Raw genomic sequence first — 18,437 nt, forward strand, 5'->3', positions numbered from 1 at the left:
CCTTTTCATTTTGATGTGCCGATCGCATGCGCGATGTTCGCGCATGATCCGTTCATTCCTTTTCGCCGCTGCCGTCCTCGTCGCTTCTTCCAGCACGGCCAACGCGGTCGAACCGCCGGCGGCCAACGTGCTGGTGCTGGGCGTCTTTCATTTCGCCGGCAGCAAGGGCGATCTGTTTTCAGCCAAGCCGATCGATCTCGCCGATGCGCGCACGCGCAGCGACATCGACAAGCTTGCGGCTGCGCTGCGCGACTATCGCCCGACCAAAATCTTTGTCGAAACCATGCCCGACAGCGAATGGGTAACGCAGCGCTGGCCCGCCTATCGCGCCGCTACGATCGCCGATGCGCCGCGCGTGAACGAGATCGAACAAATCGGGTTTCGCGTCGCCAAAGACGCCGGGCTGGATACCGTCGCGGGCGTTAATTGCAAAATGCCGGATGGGCCCGAAAGCGATGGGTTCGACGCGCTACTGGCGAGTGCGAAAGCAAACAAACAAGACGACGCGATCGACGCGCTGATGCGATACGGGGCAGCGTCCGTGAAAAAGATCGATGCGGAGAACGAACATTCGCTGCTGGGCGCGCTGGCGGCAGTCAACCAACCGAAAGAAGATCGTGAGCGTCTGGCGCTGGACCTGCAGCTTGCCCGCATCGGCACGCCGGCCAATCCGATCGGCGGCCGCTTCAACGGCGCCTGGTACGCACGCAACGTCTGCATGTATGCCAACGTCACGCGCGATGCGGTGAAAGGCGATCGTATTCTGCTGGTCATTGGTGCCGGCCACGCACCGCTGCTGCGCCAGATGCTACGCGACGATGGGCGCGTGTCGCTGGTCGATCCGATCTCGTACCTCAAGCGCGCGGCAGCAACCAAACCCTAGTCACGCGTAATTCAGCGGCAGCGCCGTCGTGCGTTTGATCTGTTCCAGCGCGAAGCCCGACGTCACATCGGCGAAGTCGATCTTCTTGATCAGCCGCTGATAGACCGCGTCGTACGCGGCGATCGACGGCACGACAATTTTTAGCAGGTAATCGGTCTCGCCGCTCATCCGGTAGACCTCGACGATCTCGTCGATGCCGCGCACCGCTTCGGTGAATTTCGCGAGCCAGTCGGCCGCGTGCCGTCCCGTGCGCACCGACACGAACGCAGTGACGCCGACGCCAACCTTCTCTTCGTCGAGCAACGCGACGCGCGCGCGGATGACGCCGGACGCTTCGAGATTGCGGATGCGCTGCCAGCAGGGCGTTGAAGACAGGCCGACCTGGCGCGCAATCTCGGCAATGGGCATGGCCGAATCCTGCTGCAGCAAGGCCAAAATCCGCCGGTCGCGTTCATCCATGGGTATTTTTCCGCCAGATTCGAGAAATCGAAGAAAGATCTTCTATAGATCGCGCCGCAGGCAGGCGAGAACGGAAACACCTCCTGCCGCATCCGGCTTAGCGTCGGCCCATGGCGTTGCGCGCACTTTTCACCACCCATCCAGCCGAGGTCGGCGAAAGCTATTTCGGCCATTTGCGTGCGGCGCTTGGGATCGGACTGACGCTGTTCTGGGCCGGATTCGCCTGCTTGCTGCACGCGATCTTCCCGTTTCTGTGCAAACGCACCGGCAGCCGCACCATCAACCGCCTGCACCAGCAGATCGCCGCCCGAAACCAGGGCTGACTGGCGACCCGTTCTTGACCGGTCGCTGCTTTCGGAACTAATGACTGACTGGTCAGTTATTAGCCGAGACGATGACCCAGCCCCGCACCCGCCGCAAAGAAGCCCGCCCCCAGGAAATCGTGCGCGCAGCGTTGCATCTGTTCGCGCAGCGCGGCTTTGCGGCGACGCGGCTCGACGACGTCGCGCTGCAGGCCGGCATCAGCAAAGGCACGCTGTATCTCTATTTCGAAAACAAGGAAGCGCTGTTCCGCGCCGTCGTCGAAGAGTCGGTGCTGCCAAACATCGAGGCGTTCGAGCAGATGATCGGCACCTATGACGGTCCGACGCCCGATCTTCTGCGCCGCATGATCGATCGCTTCGGGCAGATCGTACAAAGCGAAGTCGGCTGCGTACCGAAAATCGTCATCAGCGAAGCGGGCAACTTTCCAGCCATCGCGCGCTACTACGCCGACACGGTGATCAAGCGGGGCCTGACGATCCTGACCTTCGTGCTTCAACGCGGCATGGATCGCGGCGAATTCCGCCAAGTCGATATTCCGCAAACGTTGCCGCTGATCGTGGCGCCGTTTCTGATGATGGCGCAGTGGCAGCACTCGCTGGCACCGCACGTCGCCATGAAATTCAACCCGACTGATGTGCTGAGCCAGCATTTCGACTTTTTGCTGCGCGCACTTGCCGTGGAGAAACATACTTGAATCGCCGCGTCATCATCCTCGGCATCGCCGTAATTGCAGCGATGGCCCTGATCGCCAACCGGCTGCTGCGCGACGACACGATTTCGACCGTGCAAGGCTATGCCGAAGCCGAATACGTCAAAGTCGCACCGGTGCAAGCGGGATTGCTGACCGCCCTGGCGGTGCGACGCGGCGATCAAGTCAAAGCAGGCCAGAAACTGTTCGCGCAAGACGACCAGGGCGACCGCGCCGCGCGCGACGAGGCTGCGCGGCGTCTGGAACAGGCACGCTTCACCCTCGCCGATCTGGAAAAAGGCGGACGCCCCAGCGAAGTCGCCGCCGCGCAAGCCGACGTCAATGACGCAACCGCCGCACGTGATCGCGCCGCCGCCGATCTGACCCGCGGCGAAGAGCTGCTGAAATCCGGCTACGACACGCGCCAGCATGTCGACCAGCTGCGCGCCGACGCGCGTTCGACCGTTGCGCGCTACAACGCGGCCTCCGCCAAACTTGAAACCGTGCGGCTGGCTGCGCGCATCGATGCAATCGAAGCGCAACGTAGCGCGGTCAAAGCCGCAGAAGCGGCGCTGGCCGAAGCCGAATGGCACTTGGCGCAGCGCGACGTGACCGCGCCCGTCGACGCGCTGGTCGCCGACACGTTGGCGCGGCCGGGCGAACATGTCGCCGCCGGCTATCCCGTCGTGTCGCTATTGCCGCCGCCCAATTTGCTGATCCGGTTCTTCGTGCCCGAAACCGAACTGGCGCGCGTGCAAGTCGGCGACGTGGTGCATCTGTCCTGCGACAAATGCCCGGCCGATCTGCAAGCCGCAGTTTCGTTCGTCGCACCGCAATCGGAATACACGCCGCCGGTCATCTACAGCGAAGCGATCCGGGCCAAGCTGGTCTATCTCATCGAAGCGCGGCCGCAAGGCAACGCAGCGAAGTTGAAGCCGGGCCAACCGATCGACGTGAAGCTGCCGCGATGACTGACACGGACCTCGCGATCGATGTCCGCCATCTCGCTAAACGGTTCGGCGATCGCAAAGTCGTCAAAGATCTGACCCTGCAAGTTCCGGTCGGACAGATTTGCGGCTTTCTCGGCGCCAATGGCAGCGGCAAGACGACAACGATCCGCATGTTGTGCGGATTGCTGACCCCCGACGACGGCGAAGGCACCTGTCTTGGCCTCGACGTGCGGCGCGACGCGATGAAGCTGCGCACGCAAGTCGGCTACATGACGCAGAAATTCTCGTTCTACGAAGATCTCACCGTCGCCGAGAATCTCGAATTTGTCGCCCGCCTCTACGACATCCCGAACCGCGATCGCGCGATCAATGAGATGCTCGACCGAATGGGGCTGGTCGACCGCGCGGATCAATTGGCCGGGCAATTGTCGGGCGGCTGGAAGCAACGCATGGCCTTGGCCGCCTGCATTCTGCACCAGCCAAAATTGCTGCTGCTCGACGAACCGACAGCGGGCGTCGATCCCAAAGCGCGCCGCGAATTCTGGGATCTGATTCACGAGATGGCGGCCGACGGGCTGACCGTGCTGGTCTCGACCCATTACATGGACGAAGCCGAGCGTTGTCACCGCATCGTCTATCTCGCCGACGGACGGCTGATCGTCCAAGGCAGCGCCGAAGAAGTCGTGGCGCAGGCGCATATCTCGACTTGGCGCGCGACCGGTCACGGCGTCGTCGAAGCAGCCAAGCTACTGCGCGACGCGCCCGGCATCGAATCCGTTGCCGCCTTTGGCCAAGCGCTGCATGTCAGCGGCACTGATCGCGACGCGGTCGCACACGCGCTCGAACCGTTGCAGGGGCGCGACGACATCACGGTCGAAGAAACCGAACCAACCTTGGAAGACGTGTTCATCCATCTGCTTGCCGCGTCCGGCACGAAGACGGAGCACGCAGCATGATCAGCTGGAAACGCTTCCTCGCCATGCTGCACAAAGAATTCCTGCAGATGCGGCGCGATCCGGGCACGATCGCGCTGACCTTGGCGATGCCGCTGGTGCAGCTGTTCCTGTTCGGCTTTGCCATCAACGCCGATCCGAAATTCCTGCCGACCTCGTTGGTCAGCGGCGATCACTCCGCCTACGAGCGAACGCTGACTCAGGCCTTGGCCAACAGCACCTATTTCCGCTTTCACGGGCCGATCGGCGAAGAAGACGCAGCCAAACGTCTAGCGCGCGGCGACGCGCAGTTCACCTTGACCGTGCCACCCGACTTCGCGCGTCAGATCGATCGCGGCGAACGACCGTCGGTGTTGCTCGAAGCCGATGCAACCGATCCCAGCGCCATCGGCAATGCGCTGGCCGCGATCACCGCGATCAATCCAACCGTGCTCAATCGCGACCTGCCCGACGTGCTGCGCGCGGCGCCGGTCAAGCCGCCGTTCGACGTCGTCGTGCAGCGCAAATGGAATCCCGAGAATTTGACCGCGTACAACATCGTGCCTGGCCTGATCGGCACGATCCTTACCTTCTCGATGGTGGTGGTGACGGCGCTGGCGGTCACGCGCGAACGCGAACGCGGCACGATGGAAAATCTGCTGGCGATGCCGATCCGTCCGCTCGAAGTGATGCTGGGCAAGATCGTGCCCTATATCGTCGTCGGCTATGTGCAGATCAGTCTGATTCTTGTGATCGCCGCCTTGGTGTTCGGCGTGCCGATGCGCGGATCATTGTTGCTGCTGCTGTTGGGGCTGGGCCTGTTCATCGCCGCCAACCTGTCGGTCGGATTTGCTTTCTCGACCCTTGCTCGCAATCAGCTGCAGGCGATGCAGATGGGCGTGTTCTTTATTCTGCCGTCGATCCTGTTGTCAGGTTTTCTATTCCCGTTCCGCGGCATGCCGGACTGGGCACAATGGATCGGCGAGATGTTGCCGCTGACGCATGCGCTACGCCTGGTGCGCGGCATTCTGCTCAAGGGCAACACGCTCGCCGATGCTGCGCCACATCTGTGGCCGTTGGCGCTGTTCGTGTTCGTGGTCGGCGCAATCGCGATCCGGAATTACCGCGAGACGCTGGACTAATTAGTCGATCGCGTCAGCGCAGGCATCCGTCGGCGCCGCAGCGGCATGACCAACCAGCGGGACGACTTTCAGCGCGGCCGAGCCAACGCGGCAGGGCGCCGCGACGGCGCCGCAGCCGGACAGAAACGCCAGAGAAAGCAGGACGATCAGGATCCGCATCGCGGCACTCCATTGCAGTTCGTCCTGGTTCAACGGGCGCAACAATCGGGTCGTTCCCGCTTCCGGTCATCGCCAGATTGCTGACAGCAAAGGAGATGCTGTCATGTCGTTTCGCGTTACCGGCCTGTCCCTCGACCACTTCCGTCCGCTCTTCGCGCTCGACGACGCGACCCTGGCGTCGCGCGGCATCCAGCGGCTGCGCGCCGAACCCGGCTGGCCCGATCGCATCGGCCTGCAGGACGCGCGCGGCGGCGAATCGTATCTGCTGCTGCCGTTCGAGCATCAGCCCGAACATTCGCCGTACCGGTCGGCAGGTCCGATCTTTGTCGACGAGCATGCGAGCGAGACCGCGATCTATGTCGACGAAATTCCCGACCAGCTGCGCAATCGACTGTTGTCGGTGCGCGCCTACGACGAAAAGCACGAGATCGTCGACGCCGAAGTTCTCGAAGGTGTGACCTTGGTCGCGACCTTGCCGCGTTTCTTCGACAAACCGGAGGTTGCCTATCTGCACGTGCACAATGCGCGGCGCGGCTGTTACGCGGCGCGGATCGACCGGCTCTAGCGAAGCTCCTGCTCGGTCCCCTGATCGAGCAGGAAAACCGCATCCTGCCGTTCGTAGAGGCGCAGCGCCGCTGCATCGTCGAGGCCGAGATAGACGCCGCGCAGAATCTTGCCGCTGAGCCCGTGCGCAACGACGATGGTCGGCCCGTCGATTTCGCCCAGGAACGACGCGATGCGCGCACGCACCTCGGACAGTTTTTCGCAGTCAGGCGCGCCGAGATGCCAATCGGCCTGGCTGCGATCGATCTCGGGATGCGCGGCCGCGATCTCGTCGCGCGTCATGCCGTCCCACGCTCCCATCGTGATCTCAACCAGACGCTGATCGGTTTCGAGATCGAGGTTCAGCGTGCGCGCCACGATCATCGCGGTCGCAATCGCGCCTGCGCGCGGGCTGGCGACAAGCCGGATCTCTGGCGACATGCCGAGATCGCGCAGCAGCAAGTCCGACATTGCCTGCGCCTGCTGCACGCCGCGCTGTGTCAGCGGTGAGTCAAACCGGCCTTGCAGCCTGCCGTCGCGATTCCACTCGGTCTCACCATGGCGCAACAACCAGATCATGCTGCTTTGGTTTCGGAGGCAGGCGGGGTCACGCGCAGCTCGGCGATACGCTGCCGCTGCTTTTTGAGCACTTCGAACCGATAGCCGAAGAACGCAAAGGCCTGCCCGACTTCCGGCAGGCTGCGCGCTTCGTGCAGCACCAACCCCGCGATCGTCGCCCAGCCATCCGTCGGCAGATCCCAGTCGAGTTCGCGGTTGAGATCGCGCACTGTGATCTTGCCGTCGACGATGACGCTGCCGTCGAGTTGTCGCTTGAGACCGAACACGACTGGATCGTGTTCGTCGTCGATGTCGCCGACGATTTCTTCGAGAATGTCTTCGAGCGTCACCAGCCCGCGCAACGTGCCGTATTCGTCGACCACCAACGCAAAATGTTCGCGCCGCCGGCGAAACGCCTGCAGCTGTCCCGCCAAGGTGCGCGTCTCGGGCACGAACCACGGCCGGCTGGCGATGCGATCGATATCGAGACCGACCGCCATGCCGCCGGCTGCGCGCACCGCACGCAGCAGCGCCTTGGCATGCAGCACGCCGACGATTTCGTCGGGCGAATTGCGCCACAACGGAATGCGCGTGTACGGGCTGGATAGAACTTCGTCGACCAGACGTGCCGCCGGCAGATCGGCCTCGACCGCGATCATGTCGCGGCGCGACGTCATTACCTGCCCTACCGTCACGTCGCTTAGATCGAGCACTGCGCGCAGCATCGCGTTTTCGGTGCGCGTCTCACCGCCAGTTTCCTCGTCGCGATCGTCGATTGCCTGCAGCAACGCCGCGTCGCGGTCGAATTTGGCGATGCGCCGACGCACCCACAACGCGACCAGCGGCGCGATGACCGCCGCCAGCGCGGCCGCAACCGCCAGCAGAGCGATCTCGGTCGACTTCATTTTTTCAGCGTGTCGCCCAGCATCGCACGCACATCGTCAGGGCTGACGTCACGCGCAACGAAGGCGCGACCGATACCGCGCGTCAGCACGAACACGATGCGGCCGTCGGCGACTTTCTTGTCGGTCTGCATCAGCGCCAACAACGCGTCCGCGTCTCCCACGCCAGCCGGCGGCTCGGTCGGCAGGCCGACGTTGGCGAAATGCGCGCGCACGCGTTGCGCATCCTCCAGCGGCGCCAGGCCCAGCCGCACCGACAGATCGAACGCCATACAGCAGCCGATCGCCACCGCTTCGCCGTGCAGCAACTGCCCATCAAACCCCAGCGCGGATTCCAGCGCGTGGCCAAACGTATGGCCGAGATTGAGCAGCGCGCGCACGCCCGAGCTTTCGCGCTCGTCAGCCGCAACCACGCGCGCCTTGGCGCGCACGCTGTGCGCCACTGCCTGCGCACGCAGCGCGTCGTCGCCTGCCAGCGCCGCTTTACCGTTCGCTTCGCACCAGGCGAAGAAAGCGGGATCATCGATCAGCCCGTATTTGGCGATCTCGGCCCAACCGGCGCGCAGCTCGCGCAGCGGCAGACTGTCGAGCACACCAAGATCGGCCAACACCAGACGCGGCTGCCAGAAAGCGCCGACTAGATTCTTGCCCGCTTTGGTGTCGATCGCGACTTTGCCGCCGACCGAACTGTCGACCTGCGCCAGCAACGTCGTCGGGATCTGCACGAAGTCGATGCCGCGCAGCATCGTGGCTGCGACGAAGCCGGCAAGATCACCGATGACGCCGCCGCCAAGGGCAACGATCATCGAACCGCGTTCGACGCCGGCGGCGAGAATGCGTTCGCTGAGATCTTCGTAGAACGACCAGCTCTTGCTTGCTTCACCCGGGGGCAGGATGTGCGGCACGGCGCGCAAGCCGGCTGCTTCGCACGAAGCGAGCAATGCCTGCAGATGCAGGTCGGCGACGGTGGCGTCGGTCGCAACATGCAGCACGCCCTTGGGCTTTAGCGCCGCGATGCGCGCGCCCGCTTCCTCCAGCAGACCGCGCCCGATCGCAACGTCATAGCTGCGCCCGTCGAGAGCAATCGTCACATCGGTCATTGAGAAACTCGTTCATTCAGCGCGGCCAGCACGCGATCGACCATGCGTTCGGGCGAAATATCGACGCTGTCGACGATGAGATCGGCCTCGGCATAGATCGGGTTTCGTTGCGCCGCGAGGTCGGTGAGGATCGCGAACGGATCGCCGCGTTTCAGCAGCGGACGGCGCGAACTGCGCGAGGTGCGTTTGACCAGCAGGTCGACGTCGGCGCGCAGCCAGATCGAGATGGCGCGTTCTTTCACCGCCGCGCGCGTCTGCGGATCGACGAAGGCACCGCCGCCGGTCGCGATTACGCCGCGCCCCGAATCCAACAGGCGCGCGATGACGCGACGCTCGCCGTCGCGGAAGGCGGGCTCGCCCAACTCGGCGAAAATGGCGGCGACGGAGCGGCCGGCAGCTGCTTCGATTTCGTGATCGGCGTCGGCAAAGGTCAGGCCCAGCCGCGCGGCGAGCCGTCGGCCGACCGCGGTCTTGCCCGCCCCCATCAACCCGACGAGCACCACCGGGCGGTCGAGCGGTCGCGTCAATGCGACAACACGGGAGGCCGGGGCATTCATGCCTCGTACCTAGCGCGTTTGCCCGCGAAGTGGCTACCGGTTCGCGGATAAGCAAACGCGCCAAATCAAAGAGTAGAACGCGAGATCGCCATGCGATCGCGTGTTCGGGTGGGCGAGACGTTGCCAAACCTCTATCCCCCGCGTATCGCTCAATCTTCTGCGTCTAGTCCCTTCCAGTTCCTGGGAAATTCCATCGAATGGCACGCGTAGGTCTGATCGTTGCGATCCTCGTGGTCGTGGCTCTGTTGATCGGCGTCGTCGGTCTTGCCGTGTGGGATCCGCCCGCCCCCTCTGCCCAGATCGAGAAGACGATCCCGAATGAGCGTTTCCAGCGCTAAGCCGGCGGCGATTGCCGCCGCCGCCCTCCTCCTCCTTTGTTCGATCAGCGCGACCGCGCAGGTCGTCGTAGCACCCCAGAACGACGCGGCGCGCGCCGTCGGCGACGACCCGCTGCGCACGCGCGAACCGTCGAGCGGCGGTCTGACGCAGTATGGCAGCGGCGAAGGCGCCGGTGCGATGGACCAGAAGGCGAGCGGTTTCGCGCCGTCGATCTGGCGCGATTCGAAACCCGAAGTACTGGGCGAGCTGCTGCATCGCCTGCCGGTCGAAACGCGGTCGTCGGCTGTGCACGACATTGCGCGCCGTCTGCTTGCGATGGCGGCACCGCCGCCGACCACGCATCCGGGCTTCTTGCGCGTACGCGTCGAAACGTTGATGGCGATGGGCGAACTCAGCCACGTCGCCGACATGGCACGCGCGGCTGGCGCGTCCGCCGACGAACATACGTCGCGCATGGCGGTCGACGCGCAGTTCGCGATCGGTCGCAGCGAAGCCGCCTGTCTCGACGTGCTGGCGGTCGGGCCCAAGAATGGCGGCGAGTTCTGGTCGCGTGCGCTGAATTACTGCCGCGCCGTATTGGGCCAGGGCGGCGCCGAGACGTTGCCCTACGGCCAGGAAATCAAAACCGAAGCGGCGCGTGCCAGCGCCATCGCGCGCAATCCGAAACAGCCGCTCGATGCGCGCATCACCGCCGCGGTGCATGCCGCGCAGTACAACGCGATCCCGGCGACCTTGCTGGGCGAGCTGATGAAGCGCACCGGCCGCGGCGATCGTAGTGCCGCGCTTGGTGATGGACCGCTGCCGCACGAGCCGACCGCCGCGGTTGCGCTGTGGCACGTGATCGACGACGTCAAAGACCCGACCGCAAAAGCCGAATTGCTGCGCCAGGTGCTGCGCCGCGCCGATCACATCGACAATTACGTCGTGTCGCTGGTCGATACGTTCCGCAGCCCGCCGATGATGTTTGAACCCAAGCCGACTGGTCCCGACGATCCCGCCTTCCCGCGTCCCGCAGATTCGGCGCGCAGCGTCGCCAATCTGGTTGCGCGCGGTTTCTTCACCGCCGGCGATTCCGCCATGGCGCAGGACTGGGCCAAGCTCGGCAAAGGTCAGGGCGACGCGCAGCAAGTCGCGCCATTCCTGGCCGCCATCGGCAGCGAAGAAACGCGCAAAGCCGCCAAATTCGACCAGCCGCTGGTGCGCGCTGCGTTGCGCGGACTCGATCGTGGTGCTGCTGGACGCGAAGACGTCAGCGGTGACGGCTATCTGCCGCCGATCGCCGACATGACCGCGCTCGACGAAGCGGCGCAGATGGGCCGCGTCGGCGAAACCGTATTGCGCGCGCTGATCGTGCTGGGACCGGAAGGCCCCGCCGCAGCCAGCCCGCTTGCGGTCAATCGCGCCATCGCAGCGCTGCGCGCGGTCAATCAGCGCGACGAAGCCGAAGCAATCGCCTTCGAAGCGATCGCAGCGGGAATTCGCGGCAAGTAGCGCCCGTTCATTTTTATGTCGTCCCTGCGAAGGCAGGGACCCATTCTTCCGCAGGTCGGGAATCATCCGACTCGCACGACAATGGATCCCTGCCTCCGCAGGGATGACATGAGAGAGATGGCGACAACGACGCCGACAAGAAAACGCGGCCGGCCGAAAAAGCCGCAACCGATGCTGCCTGCATCGGTTGACGCGTTTCTCGACATGATGACGGCCGAGCGCGGCGCGGCTGCGCATACGCGCGCCGCCTATCTGCGCGATCTCGCCGATGTTGCGGCGGTGCTGCGCGCGCCGGTCGAGACGCTAACGACCGAGCAGTTGCGCACGTATCTCGACGGGCTGGCCAAGCGGCGCATGGCACCGCGCACGGTCGCGCGTCGCCTGTCGGCGTTGCGCCAGTTCTATCGGTTTCTGGTCTCGGAAAAACGGCGCGACGACGATCCCTCCTCGTCGCTCGACGCGCCGAAGCGCGGCCTCTCGCTGCCGAAGATTCTCGATCCGGATGAAGTCACGCGGCTGCTTGGCGATGGAATCGATTCGCGTCTCGCGGCCTTGCTTGAACTTGCCTATGGCAGCGGCCTGCGCGTGTCGGAACTTGCAGAGATGCCGCTGGCCGCCGTCGCGCGCGACGGGCGCACGCTGCGGGTGCGCGGCAAAGGTTCGAAAGAACGTCTGGTGCCGCTGTCCGAACCGGCCAAGGCAGCACTGAAAATCTGGCTCGAGAAACGCCGGCCGCGCGAATCGAGCTTTCTGTTTCCGGGCGACGGCAAGCCGGGCCACCTGTCGCGCCAGCGCATCGCGCAACTGTTGAAGGCCCGCGCGCTGGCGGTCGGGTTGGATCCGGCCAGGATCAGCCCGCACGTGCTGCGGCACGCGTTTGCGACCCATCTTCTGGATGGCGGGGCCGATTTACGGTCGGTCCAGACCCTCCTCGGCCACGCGGATATCGGAACCACGCAGATTTACACCCATGTGGCCGGGGACCGGCTGAAACGGGTGGTTGAGAAGCATCCCCTGGCCAAAAAACGGCGGAATTCCTAGCGGTCCCAGGGTTTGGCGAGGCCGCGCCGGCCGTGCTATGCACCCGGCCTTCCCATGATCGTGGATTCCATGACTCTGACCGTCCCACCCCGGATGGTCGCGAAGGCCTTCTGATGGTGCAGACGCTCGAATTCGAAAAGCCGATCCTCGAACTTGAATCGAAGATCGAAGAACTGCGGCACATGACTTCGTCGGGCGGCGTCGACGTCGCGGACGAAGTGTCGAAGCTGCAAGGCAAGGTCGATCGTCTGTTGAAGACGACCTACGCCAAGCTCACGCCGGCGCAGAAGGTGCAGGTCGCGCGTCATCCCGAGCGTCCGCATACGCTGGATTACGTCGAACGCCTGTTCACTGAATTCACGCCGCTCGCTGGCGACCGCCGCTTTGGCGAAGACGCAGCGATGATCTCGGGCCTGGCGCGGTTTCGCGGCCGTGCCTGCGTCGTGTTGGGTCAGGAACGCGGCCACGACACGGAAACGCGCCTCCGGCACAATTTCGGCATGGTGAAGCCGGAAGGCTATCGCAAAGCCGAACGGCTGATGTTGATGGCCGAACGGTTTCACCTGCCGGTTGTGACGTTGGTCGATACGGCCGGCGCCTTCCCAGGCATTCAGGCGGAAGAGCGCGGCCAGTCGGAAGCGATCGCCAAATGCATCGAAACCTGCCTCAAAGTGAAAGTGCCGATCGTTGCGGTCGTCATCGGTGAAGGCGGTTCGGGCGGTGCGATCGCAATCGCAGCGGCCGACCGCGTGCTGATGCTGGAACACGCGATTTACAGCGTGATTTCGCCCGAAGGCTGCGCCTCGATTCTGTGGCGCTCAGCCGCCCAGTCCGGCGAAGCCGCGGCTGCGCTGCGCCTCACTGCGCAGGACCTGAAAGAATTCAAAGTAATCGACGGGATTGTCGGTGAACCCTATGGCGGCGCGCATCGCCGCCGTGAAGAAACCATCGATCTCGTCGGTGACGCGATCGAAAGCGCGCTGCACGAATTGCGCGGCCTCGACGGCGCCGCCCTGCTCGCGCGCCGCCGGCAGAAGTTCCTCGATATCGGCCAGTCGCTGCAGTGACCGGCACACCAGACGATCGTGAGCTAATCCATACGCGCACGGTCGTTTGCCGCGGCTTTCGTCGCAGTGATGGTTTGTGGGACATCGAAGGCACGCTGACCGATACGAAAAGCTACGGCTTTGAAAACTCGTATCGCGGCCGCATCGAGCCTGGCGTGCCGGTGCATGAAATGCGCATCACCCTGACCTTCGACGACATGCTCGAAGTCAAAGCGGTGCGGGCCGAAACGCTGAATCATCCGTGGTCGGTCTGCCCGACCGCAACCGCCGCCTATCAAAGCCTGGTCGGCCTGAAAGTGCGTCCGGGCTGGACGCAGGCGGTCAAGGAACGCACCGCCGGCCGCGAAGGCTGCACGCATCTGACCGAGCTGCTGGGTCCGATCGCGACGACCGCGTTCCAGACCATCATGCCGCTCAAGCGCAAAGTCGACGAACTCGATTCGGGCGTGAAGCGACCGGCGCTGCTCAATAGCTGCGTTGCCTATGCCGAAGGCAGCGACCATGCGCGCAAGCTCTGGCCAGCCTGGCACGCCGAACTAGATAGACCGAAGGATTAGGCTTCGTCGGGCGCTTTGGTGCTCAGCGCCAGCGCGTGAATCCGGTCGGCGAGTTCGTCTTTCAGCGCGTCATAGACAAGACGTTGGCGATCGACGCGGCTGCGGCCCACGAATTCGGCAGATACGATCGCAACGCGGAAATGGCTTTCGCCACGGGCGTCATGGCCGGCATGGCCCTGATGCTTATGACTCTCATCGACGATCGAGAGTTCTACAGGCGCAAACCGGCTAGTCAGCTTGTCGCGGATACGGTCTGCAATCGGTCCAGTCATTGCCACAAAAGCTCCTCGCGACCATTCTGTATACGATGCCCAGCGCGCGCCCATTCCCCACCGATTTCTATGCCGATGGGCCCGACTATGATCTGCGCGCCTGCGATCATCCGGGCTGCGGCGGGCATGGTGAATTCCGTGCACCCAAAGCGCCGGACCGGCTCAACGACTTCTACTGGTTCTGCCTCGAACATGTCCGCGCCTACAACAAGGCGTGGGATTTCTGTCGCGGCAAGAGCGAGACCGAAATCGAATCGATGATCCGCGATTCGACCTGCTGGGAACGCCCCACCCGCCCCATGGCCGGCGGCTGGAAAGTGCACGAGCAGCGTCTACGCGACGCGGTCTTCGAAGATTTCGTTGTGGGGGGTGGCCATGCGGAATCCGCACGAGCCCCCAAGGCGCAGCCGCGGCACCTTACGGCGGAAGCCAAGGCGCTTGCGGTGCTCGGTCTCGAGCTGCCGACCAGCTACCCGGCGATCAAGACGCGCTACAAGGAGCTGGCGAAGATCCACCACCCGGACGCCAATGGCGGATCCCGGGAGTCGGAAGATAAGATCAAAGAAATCAACGAAGCGCTGCAGATCTTGAAAGCAGCGTACGATAGCTGACGCACTGCTCGTCCGAGGGAAGACTACGCTCATGGCCACGGCCCACAACGAAACGACCCCCGCATCCGTGATGCCGACTGGTCGTCCCGACATCACCTTGTCCGTGCGTCAGACGTTCGGTCTCGACAGCGACATGAAGGTTCCCGCCTTCAGCCAGCCGTCCGAACATGTTCCCGACGTCGACGAGTCGTACAAATTCGATCGCGACACGACGCTCGCGATCCTCGCCGGCTTTGCGCACAACCGACGCGTGATGGTCCAGGGCTATCACGGCACCGGTAAGTCGACGCATATCGAACAGGTTGCGGCGCGCCTCAACTGGCCGTGCATCCGCATCAATCTCGACAGCCACATCAGCCGTATCGATCTGATCGGCAAAGACGCGATCGTGCTGCGCGACGGTTTGCAGGTGACCGAATATCGCGAGGGTCTGCTGCCGTGGGCACTCCAGCATGCATGTGCACTGGTGTTCGACGAATATGACGCCGGCCGCCCCGATGTGATGTTCGTGATCCAGCGCGTGCTGGAAGTCGAAGGCAAGCTGACCTTGCTCGACCAGAATCGCGTCATCCGTCCGCATCCGGCCTTCCGCCTGTTCTCGACCGCGAACACGGTCGGCCTCGGCGACACGACCGGCCTCTATCACGGTACGCAGCAGATCAACCAAGGTCAGATGGACCGTTGGAACATCGTTGCGACGCTGAACTACCTGCCGCACGACGTCGAAGTCGACATCGTGCTGGCCAAGATGAAGCAGAAGGAAACGCCGGAGCTGCGCGAACGCGTGTCGGCGATGGTTCGTCTGGCCGAACTGACGCGCAACGGTTTCATCGCCGGCGACATCTCGACCGTGATGAGCCCGCGTACCGTCATCACCTGGGCCGAGAACGCCGATATTTTCGGCGATGTCGGTTTTGCGTTCCGTCTGACCTTCCTCAACAAATGCGACGAGCTGGAACGGCCGACCGTGGCTGAGTACTACCAGCGCTGCTTCGGCACCGAGCTGCCCGAAAGCGGCGTCGCCGTGCATATGGCGTGATCCGCAGCCAGCGGTGAGCGACCAGGAAACCCCAGCCGAAATCTTCAAACGCGCCACTGCTGCCGCGGTGCGTGCGGTTGCAGGTACGGATGAAGTCGAAGTCGGATTCTCGTCCGACCCGCCCGGCCTCGCCGGCAAGCGTGCGCGTCTGCCCAATCCTGCGCGCGACATGAATCCGCGCGACGCCGCCATCGTGCGCGGCGCCGCCGACGCGGTTGCGCTGCGTCTCAAACATCACGACCAGGCGCTGCACACGCGGCGCATGCCGAGCGAACCGCAAGCGCGCGCCGCCTTCGAAGTGTTCGAACAGGCCCGCGTCGAAGCGATCGGCGCCAAGGAAATGGCCGGCGTTGCGTCCAATCTCGGCGCCTCGATGGAAGACCGCGTCCGCCGCAATGGCTACGACCGGATGAGCAAGCGCGAAGAAGCACCGCTCAGTGAAGTGCTGCGCATGATGGCGCGCGAAGCGTTGACCGGCGTTCCGATTCCACGCGCTGCTGAGAAGATGGTTGCGGCCTGGCGGCCGGTGGTTGAATCGCGCCTCGGCACGCGTCTCAAAGACCTGTCGAAGCTGATGCGCGACCAGGATGCCTATGCACGCGAAGTGCGCCGCATCCTGCAGACTCTGGCGCTCGAACAAGGCGACGAAGGCGACCAGGATCCCAACGAAGACGAAAGCGCGGGCGAAGGCGAAAGCGAAGACGCCGCCGACGCGCAGGCACGCGGCAGCGAAAAAGACGACACGCCGACCGAGATGCAGAAAGTCGCCGACGCCGACGGCTCGTCGCAGCAATCGGTGGAAGCGGTCGAAGAGAGCGATGACGGCGACATGGTCGGCGAAGGCCAGGATGAAGCCGGTGCGCCGCAAGCGCAGCGCCGTCCCGACCAGAAAGACGACGCCAATGCCGCGCTCTATCACGCCTACACGACCGAATATGACGAGGTCGTCGACGCGGCGGCGCTGTGCGATCCGGAAGAGCTGACGCGGCTGCGCCGCATGCTCGACCAGCAGCTGAGTCATTTACAGGGCATGATCGCCAAGCTTGCCAATCGTCTGCAGCGCCGCTTGCTGGCGAAACAGACGCGCGCTTGGGAGTTCGATCTCGAAGAAGGGTTGCTCGACACAGCGCGCCTGTCGCGCGTGGTGGTGAATCCGGTCCTGCCCCTCTCCTTCAAGCAGGAAAAACAGACCGACTTTCGCGATACGGTCGTGTCGTTGCTGATCGACAATTCCGGTTCGATGCGCGGCCGCCCGATTACGATCGCGGCGATGTCGGCCGACATTCTGGCGCGCACCTTGGAACGTTGCGGCGTGAAGGTCGAAATTCTGGGCTTCACCACGCGTGCGTGGAAAGGCGGCCAGACGCGCGAGAAGTGGATCGCCGCGGCGAAACCGTCCAACCCCGGCCGCCTCAACGACTTGCGCCACATCGTCTATAAAGGCGCCGACGCGCCGTGGCGCCGGGCGCGCAAGAATCTCGGCCTGATGCTGCGCGAAGGTTTGTTGAAAGAGAATATCGACGGCGAAGCGCTGCAATGGGCGCACGATCGTCTGCTGGCGCGCACCGAACAGCGCAAAATTCTGATGGTGATTTCGGACGGTGCGCCGGTCGACGACAGCACATTGTCGGTCAATAGCGGCAACTATCTCGAGAAGCATCTGCGCAAAGTGATCGACCAGATCGAGCGCGATCCGCGGGTCGAGTTGACCGCGATCGGCATCGGCCACGACGTCACGCGCTATTACCGCCGCGCCGTCACCATCGTGGACGTGGAACAGTTAGGCGGCACGATGCTGGCCAAACTGTCGGAACTGTTCGACGAAGAGTCGAAGCGCGACAAACGCCGCGCCGCTTAGCGCCGCCGGTAGGCGAGCGTGCGGATCAGCACGCCGACGATGCCGCCGATTACTGCAATTGTGATGGACGTACGCGCGGCAGAAACCCAACCGTGCGCCGTGACGCGCCCGTTCTGCATGGTTACGCCACCGGCGTCACGGATCTGCGAATAGCCAGGCGGCCTGTAGATGAGGCCGAAGCCTCCAGTCACCAGCCCGATATTAACGACATAGGCGAGCCCCGCACCCAACAACAGAGCGGCAAGCCAACTGCGCCGTTTGCGCCAATGCAGCACTGCCCAAAGCGGAACGGCCAGCACCACCAGCCCGCCCAGGAACACGACCAACGTGCCAAGAAACACCATGCTCGCATTGCGCAGGTCCGACCCGAACCAACCAAACCGTTCGGTACTGCGCATCAGCACGAACAACGGCAGCATCTGCCATAGCGTGGCTGCAAGCGCGCCCGCAACCGCGCCGACCCAGACGGCAAGTGCACCACGAACGAAGGTCGTCGTCGGCTGCGCGGTTTCTTCGGCACTCATTTCGCGCCCCGCTCCAACACAATCGACGCGCCGACGCGCGTATCGAACGTAGCGATCGCCATCTCGCGATAGGCCGCGACCAATCGCTCGATCGAACCGGGCTCGGTCAACGCGGACTGATAGAACAACGCGCAATAGGTCGGCTTGGGCTGCGGACACGCGCCAGTGATCAACATCAAATGACGCGTGCTGCGCAGACGATCATCGGCGACGCTTGCAGACAAGATCTTCTTGCCACCGGAAAAGCGCGGTGCGTTCCCGTAAGCCAACCCTTGCCCCCGCGCAAAGTCCCGCGTGACTGCGAGCAACTTTTCTTCGTCTTCGTCGCGCAGATCGAGCGGCAACATCACGCCAGGCCAGCTCACGCCCGGGTCAGTGCGCGGCGCAAACACGAGCACAAGCGCGATGAGAACCGGAACGGCCGCAGCGATGGCGAGAAGA

24 protein-coding genes are annotated in these 18,437 nt (G+C 63.9%); 15 read left to right on the plus strand and 9 right to left on the minus strand.

Features of this window, described 5'->3' with window-relative positions:
- The first annotated feature begins 43 nt into the window (after positions 1-43).
- A complete protein-coding gene (locus TMPK1_RS05460) occupies positions 44-883 on the plus strand; it encodes a DUF5694 domain-containing protein (RefSeq protein ID WP_420241897.1) in 840 nt (279 codons plus the stop codon).
- Here the strand turns inward: TMPK1_RS05460 and TMPK1_RS05465 are convergent, their stop codons facing one another.
- A complete protein-coding gene (locus TMPK1_RS05465) occupies positions 884-1,342 on the minus strand; it encodes an Lrp/AsnC family transcriptional regulator (protein WP_420241898.1) in 459 nt (152 codons plus the stop codon).
- A 110-nt stretch (positions 1,343-1,452) separates the two neighbouring features.
- Between TMPK1_RS05465 and TMPK1_RS05470 the strand changes: the two genes are divergently transcribed.
- The 5 genes from TMPK1_RS05470 (at position 1,453) to TMPK1_RS05490 (ending at position 5,378) form a co-directional block, all read left to right on the plus strand.
- Positions 1,453-1,665: a DUF6356 family protein gene (locus tag TMPK1_RS05470; protein ID WP_420241899.1), complete on the plus strand. Its 213-nt coding sequence runs from the start codon at positions 1,453-1,455 to the stop codon at positions 1,663-1,665.
- A gap of 71 nt (positions 1,666-1,736) precedes the next feature.
- Positions 1,737-2,360, plus strand: coding sequence for a TetR/AcrR family transcriptional regulator (locus tag TMPK1_RS05475; RefSeq protein WP_420241900.1), 624 nt, complete (start codon positions 1,737-1,739; stop codon positions 2,358-2,360).
- Positions 2,357-3,325 (plus strand): HlyD family secretion protein, encoded by a 969-nt coding sequence (locus TMPK1_RS05480; protein WP_420241902.1) that lies wholly within the window; start codon positions 2,357-2,359, stop codon positions 3,323-3,325. Before TMPK1_RS05475 ends, TMPK1_RS05480 begins: the two co-directional genes overlap by 4 nt.
- Positions 3,322-4,260: an ABC transporter ATP-binding protein gene (locus tag TMPK1_RS05485; RefSeq protein ID WP_420241903.1), complete on the plus strand. Its 939-nt coding sequence runs from the start codon at positions 3,322-3,324 to the stop codon at positions 4,258-4,260. Before TMPK1_RS05480 ends, TMPK1_RS05485 begins: the two co-directional genes overlap by 4 nt.
- Positions 4,257-5,378: an ABC transporter permease gene (locus TMPK1_RS05490; protein ID WP_420241904.1), complete on the plus strand. Its 1,122-nt coding sequence runs from the start codon at positions 4,257-4,259 to the stop codon at positions 5,376-5,378. Before TMPK1_RS05485 ends, TMPK1_RS05490 begins: the two co-directional genes overlap by 4 nt.
- Here the strand turns inward: TMPK1_RS05490 and TMPK1_RS05495 are convergent, their stop codons facing one another.
- Positions 5,379-5,537 (minus strand): DUF6726 family protein, encoded by a 159-nt coding sequence (locus TMPK1_RS05495; protein ID WP_420241905.1) that lies wholly within the window; start codon positions 5,535-5,537, stop codon positions 5,379-5,381.
- 103 nt (positions 5,538-5,640) lie between these two features.
- Between TMPK1_RS05495 and TMPK1_RS05500 the strand changes: the two genes are divergently transcribed.
- Positions 5,641-6,102 carry a DUF1203 domain-containing protein gene (locus TMPK1_RS05500; protein WP_420241906.1) on the plus strand — a complete coding sequence of 154 codons (462 nt, stop codon included), beginning with the start codon at positions 5,641-5,643 and terminating at the stop codon, positions 6,100-6,102.
- Here the strand turns inward: TMPK1_RS05500 and TMPK1_RS05505 are convergent.
- Genes TMPK1_RS05505 through TMPK1_RS05520 form a run of 4 tightly spaced genes read right to left on the minus strand, consistent with a single transcriptional unit; the run spans position 6,099 to position 9,197 of the window.
- The gene (locus TMPK1_RS05505) at positions 6,099-6,659 is read right to left on the minus strand and encodes a histidine phosphatase family protein (RefSeq protein ID WP_420241907.1); all 561 of its coding nucleotides are present in this window, start codon (positions 6,657-6,659) and stop codon (positions 6,099-6,101) included. The two genes, TMPK1_RS05500 and TMPK1_RS05505, sit on opposite strands and share 4 nt — an antisense overlap.
- A complete protein-coding gene (locus tag TMPK1_RS05510) occupies positions 6,656-7,543 on the minus strand; it encodes a transporter associated domain-containing protein (RefSeq protein ID WP_420241908.1) in 888 nt (295 codons plus the stop codon). The genes TMPK1_RS05505 and TMPK1_RS05510 overlap by 4 nt, the downstream gene beginning before the upstream one ends.
- Complete coding sequence (gene aroB, locus TMPK1_RS05515) at positions 7,540-8,640, minus strand: 3-dehydroquinate synthase (RefSeq protein WP_420241909.1); 1,101 nt, start codon at positions 8,638-8,640, stop codon at positions 7,540-7,542. The genes TMPK1_RS05510 and aroB overlap by 4 nt, the downstream gene beginning before the upstream one ends.
- The gene (locus TMPK1_RS05520; RefSeq protein ID WP_420241911.1) at positions 8,637-9,197 is read right to left on the minus strand and encodes a shikimate kinase; all 561 of its coding nucleotides are present in this window, start codon (positions 9,195-9,197) and stop codon (positions 8,637-8,639) included. The genes aroB and TMPK1_RS05520 overlap by 4 nt, the downstream gene beginning before the upstream one ends.
- A 197-nt stretch (positions 9,198-9,394) precedes the next feature.
- Between TMPK1_RS05520 and TMPK1_RS05525 the strand changes: the two genes are divergently transcribed.
- The 5 genes from TMPK1_RS05525 to TMPK1_RS05545 all read left to right on the plus strand — a co-directional run bounded on the left by TMPK1_RS05525 (position 9,395) and on the right by TMPK1_RS05545 (position 13,692).
- Positions 9,395-9,535 (plus strand): hypothetical protein, encoded by a 141-nt coding sequence (locus TMPK1_RS05525; RefSeq protein ID WP_420241912.1) that lies wholly within the window; start codon positions 9,395-9,397, stop codon positions 9,533-9,535.
- The gene (locus tag TMPK1_RS05530; protein ID WP_420241913.1) at positions 9,516-11,027 is read left to right on the plus strand and encodes a hypothetical protein; all 1,512 of its coding nucleotides are present in this window, start codon (positions 9,516-9,518) and stop codon (positions 11,025-11,027) included. Before TMPK1_RS05525 ends, TMPK1_RS05530 begins: the two co-directional genes overlap by 20 nt.
- 117 nt (positions 11,028-11,144) lie before the next feature.
- Entirely contained in the window at positions 11,145-12,068 is a 924-nt protein-coding gene (locus TMPK1_RS05535; RefSeq protein WP_420241914.1) for a site-specific tyrosine recombinase XerD, read from the plus strand.
- A gap of 116 nt (positions 12,069-12,184) precedes the next feature.
- Positions 12,185-13,135, plus strand: a complete 951-nt coding sequence (locus tag TMPK1_RS05540; RefSeq protein WP_420245628.1) for an acetyl-CoA carboxylase carboxyltransferase subunit alpha — start codon at positions 12,185-12,187, stop codon at positions 13,133-13,135.
- Positions 13,132-13,692: a DUF2889 domain-containing protein gene (locus TMPK1_RS05545; protein WP_420241915.1), complete on the plus strand. Its 561-nt coding sequence runs from the start codon at positions 13,132-13,134 to the stop codon at positions 13,690-13,692. Before TMPK1_RS05540 ends, TMPK1_RS05545 begins: the two co-directional genes overlap by 4 nt.
- On the opposite strand, the gene TMPK1_RS05550 is transcribed toward TMPK1_RS05545, so the two are convergent.
- Positions 13,689-13,964: a BolA family protein gene (locus tag TMPK1_RS05550; protein WP_420241916.1), complete on the minus strand. Its 276-nt coding sequence runs from the start codon at positions 13,962-13,964 to the stop codon at positions 13,689-13,691. The genes TMPK1_RS05545 and TMPK1_RS05550 overlap by 4 nt on opposite strands.
- A 35-nt stretch (positions 13,965-13,999) precedes the next feature.
- On the opposite strand from TMPK1_RS05550, the gene TMPK1_RS05555 reads away from it, so the two are divergent.
- Genes TMPK1_RS05555 through cobT form a run of 3 tightly spaced genes read left to right on the plus strand, consistent with a single transcriptional unit; the run spans position 14,000 to position 17,472 of the window.
- Positions 14,000-14,575, plus strand: coding sequence for a J domain-containing protein (locus TMPK1_RS05555; RefSeq protein ID WP_420241917.1), 576 nt, complete (start codon positions 14,000-14,002; stop codon positions 14,573-14,575).
- Between the two features lie 31 nt (positions 14,576-14,606).
- Positions 14,607-15,614, plus strand: coding sequence for a cobaltochelatase subunit CobS (cobS, locus tag TMPK1_RS05560; RefSeq protein ID WP_420241918.1), 1,008 nt, complete (start codon positions 14,607-14,609; stop codon positions 15,612-15,614).
- Positions 15,615-15,627: 13 nt separating this feature from the next.
- Positions 15,628-17,472 (plus strand): cobaltochelatase subunit CobT, encoded by a 1,845-nt coding sequence (gene cobT / locus TMPK1_RS05565; protein WP_420241919.1) that lies wholly within the window; start codon positions 15,628-15,630, stop codon positions 17,470-17,472.
- Here the strand turns inward: cobT and TMPK1_RS05570 are convergent.
- Together TMPK1_RS05570 and TMPK1_RS05575 are read right to left on the minus strand one after the other, a co-directional pair.
- Positions 17,469-17,996, minus strand: a complete 528-nt coding sequence (locus TMPK1_RS05570) for a hypothetical protein (RefSeq protein WP_420241920.1) — start codon at positions 17,994-17,996, stop codon at positions 17,469-17,471. The genes cobT and TMPK1_RS05570 overlap by 4 nt on opposite strands.
- A complete protein-coding gene (locus TMPK1_RS05575; RefSeq protein WP_420241921.1) occupies positions 17,993-18,361 on the minus strand; it encodes a hypothetical protein in 369 nt (122 codons plus the stop codon). Before TMPK1_RS05575 ends, TMPK1_RS05570 begins: the two co-directional genes overlap by 4 nt.
- Positions 18,362-18,437: the final 76 nt, after the last annotated feature.

The sequence above is a fragment of the Roseiterribacter gracilis genome (assembly GCA_018332375.1).
GTDB classification, from domain to species: Bacteria; Pseudomonadota; Alphaproteobacteria; order BOG-932; family Roseiterribacteraceae; genus Roseiterribacter; species Roseiterribacter gracilis.

Bases quoted from the DNA above. Each gene is read 5' to 3' on its own strand.
- TMPK1_RS05465 (WP_420241898.1), bottom strand. From the start codon at position 1,342: ATGGATGAACGCGACCGGCGGATTTTGGCCTTGCTGCAGCAGGATTCG.
- TMPK1_RS05520 (WP_420241911.1), bottom strand. From the start codon at position 9,197: ATGAATGCCCCGGCCTCCCGTGTTGTCGCATTGACGCGACCGCTCGAC.
- TMPK1_RS05570 (WP_420241920.1), bottom strand. From the start codon at position 17,996: ATGAGTGCCGAAGAAACCGCGCAGCCGACGACGACCTTCGTTCGTGGT.
- TMPK1_RS05535 (WP_420241914.1), top strand. From the start codon at position 11,145: ATGGCGACAACGACGCCGACAAGAAAACGCGGCCGGCCGAAAAAGCCG.
- cobS (WP_420241918.1), top strand. From the start codon at position 14,607: ATGGCCACGGCCCACAACGAAACGACCCCCGCATCCGTGATGCCGACT.
- TMPK1_RS05470 (WP_420241899.1), top strand. From the start codon at position 1,453: ATGGCGTTGCGCGCACTTTTCACCACCCATCCAGCCGAGGTCGGCGAA.
- TMPK1_RS05555 (WP_420241917.1), top strand. From the start codon at position 14,000: ATGCCCAGCGCGCGCCCATTCCCCACCGATTTCTATGCCGATGGGCCC.
- TMPK1_RS05510 (WP_420241908.1), bottom strand. From the start codon at position 7,543: ATGAAGTCGACCGAGATCGCTCTGCTGGCGGTTGCGGCCGCGCTGGCG.
- TMPK1_RS05500 (WP_420241906.1), top strand. From the start codon at position 5,641: ATGTCGTTTCGCGTTACCGGCCTGTCCCTCGACCACTTCCGTCCGCTC.
- aroB (WP_420241909.1), bottom strand. From the start codon at position 8,640: ATGACCGATGTGACGATTGCTCTCGACGGGCGCAGCTATGACGTTGCG.
- TMPK1_RS05550 (WP_420241916.1), bottom strand. From the start codon at position 13,964: ATGACTGGACCGATTGCAGACCGTATCCGCGACAAGCTGACTAGCCGG.
- TMPK1_RS05530 (WP_420241913.1), top strand. From the start codon at position 9,516: ATGAGCGTTTCCAGCGCTAAGCCGGCGGCGATTGCCGCCGCCGCCCTC.
- TMPK1_RS05475 (WP_420241900.1), top strand. From the start codon at position 1,737: ATGACCCAGCCCCGCACCCGCCGCAAAGAAGCCCGCCCCCAGGAAATC.
- TMPK1_RS05505 (WP_420241907.1), bottom strand. From the start codon at position 6,659: ATGATCTGGTTGTTGCGCCATGGTGAGACCGAGTGGAATCGCGACGGC.
- TMPK1_RS05490 (WP_420241904.1), top strand. From the start codon at position 4,257: ATGATCAGCTGGAAACGCTTCCTCGCCATGCTGCACAAAGAATTCCTG.
- TMPK1_RS05525 (WP_420241912.1), top strand. From the start codon at position 9,395: ATGGCACGCGTAGGTCTGATCGTTGCGATCCTCGTGGTCGTGGCTCTG.
- TMPK1_RS05485 (WP_420241903.1), top strand. From the start codon at position 3,322: ATGACTGACACGGACCTCGCGATCGATGTCCGCCATCTCGCTAAACGG.
- TMPK1_RS05460 (WP_420241897.1), top strand. From the start codon at position 44: ATGATCCGTTCATTCCTTTTCGCCGCTGCCGTCCTCGTCGCTTCTTCC.
- TMPK1_RS05495 (WP_420241905.1), bottom strand. From the start codon at position 5,537: ATGCGGATCCTGATCGTCCTGCTTTCTCTGGCGTTTCTGTCCGGCTGC.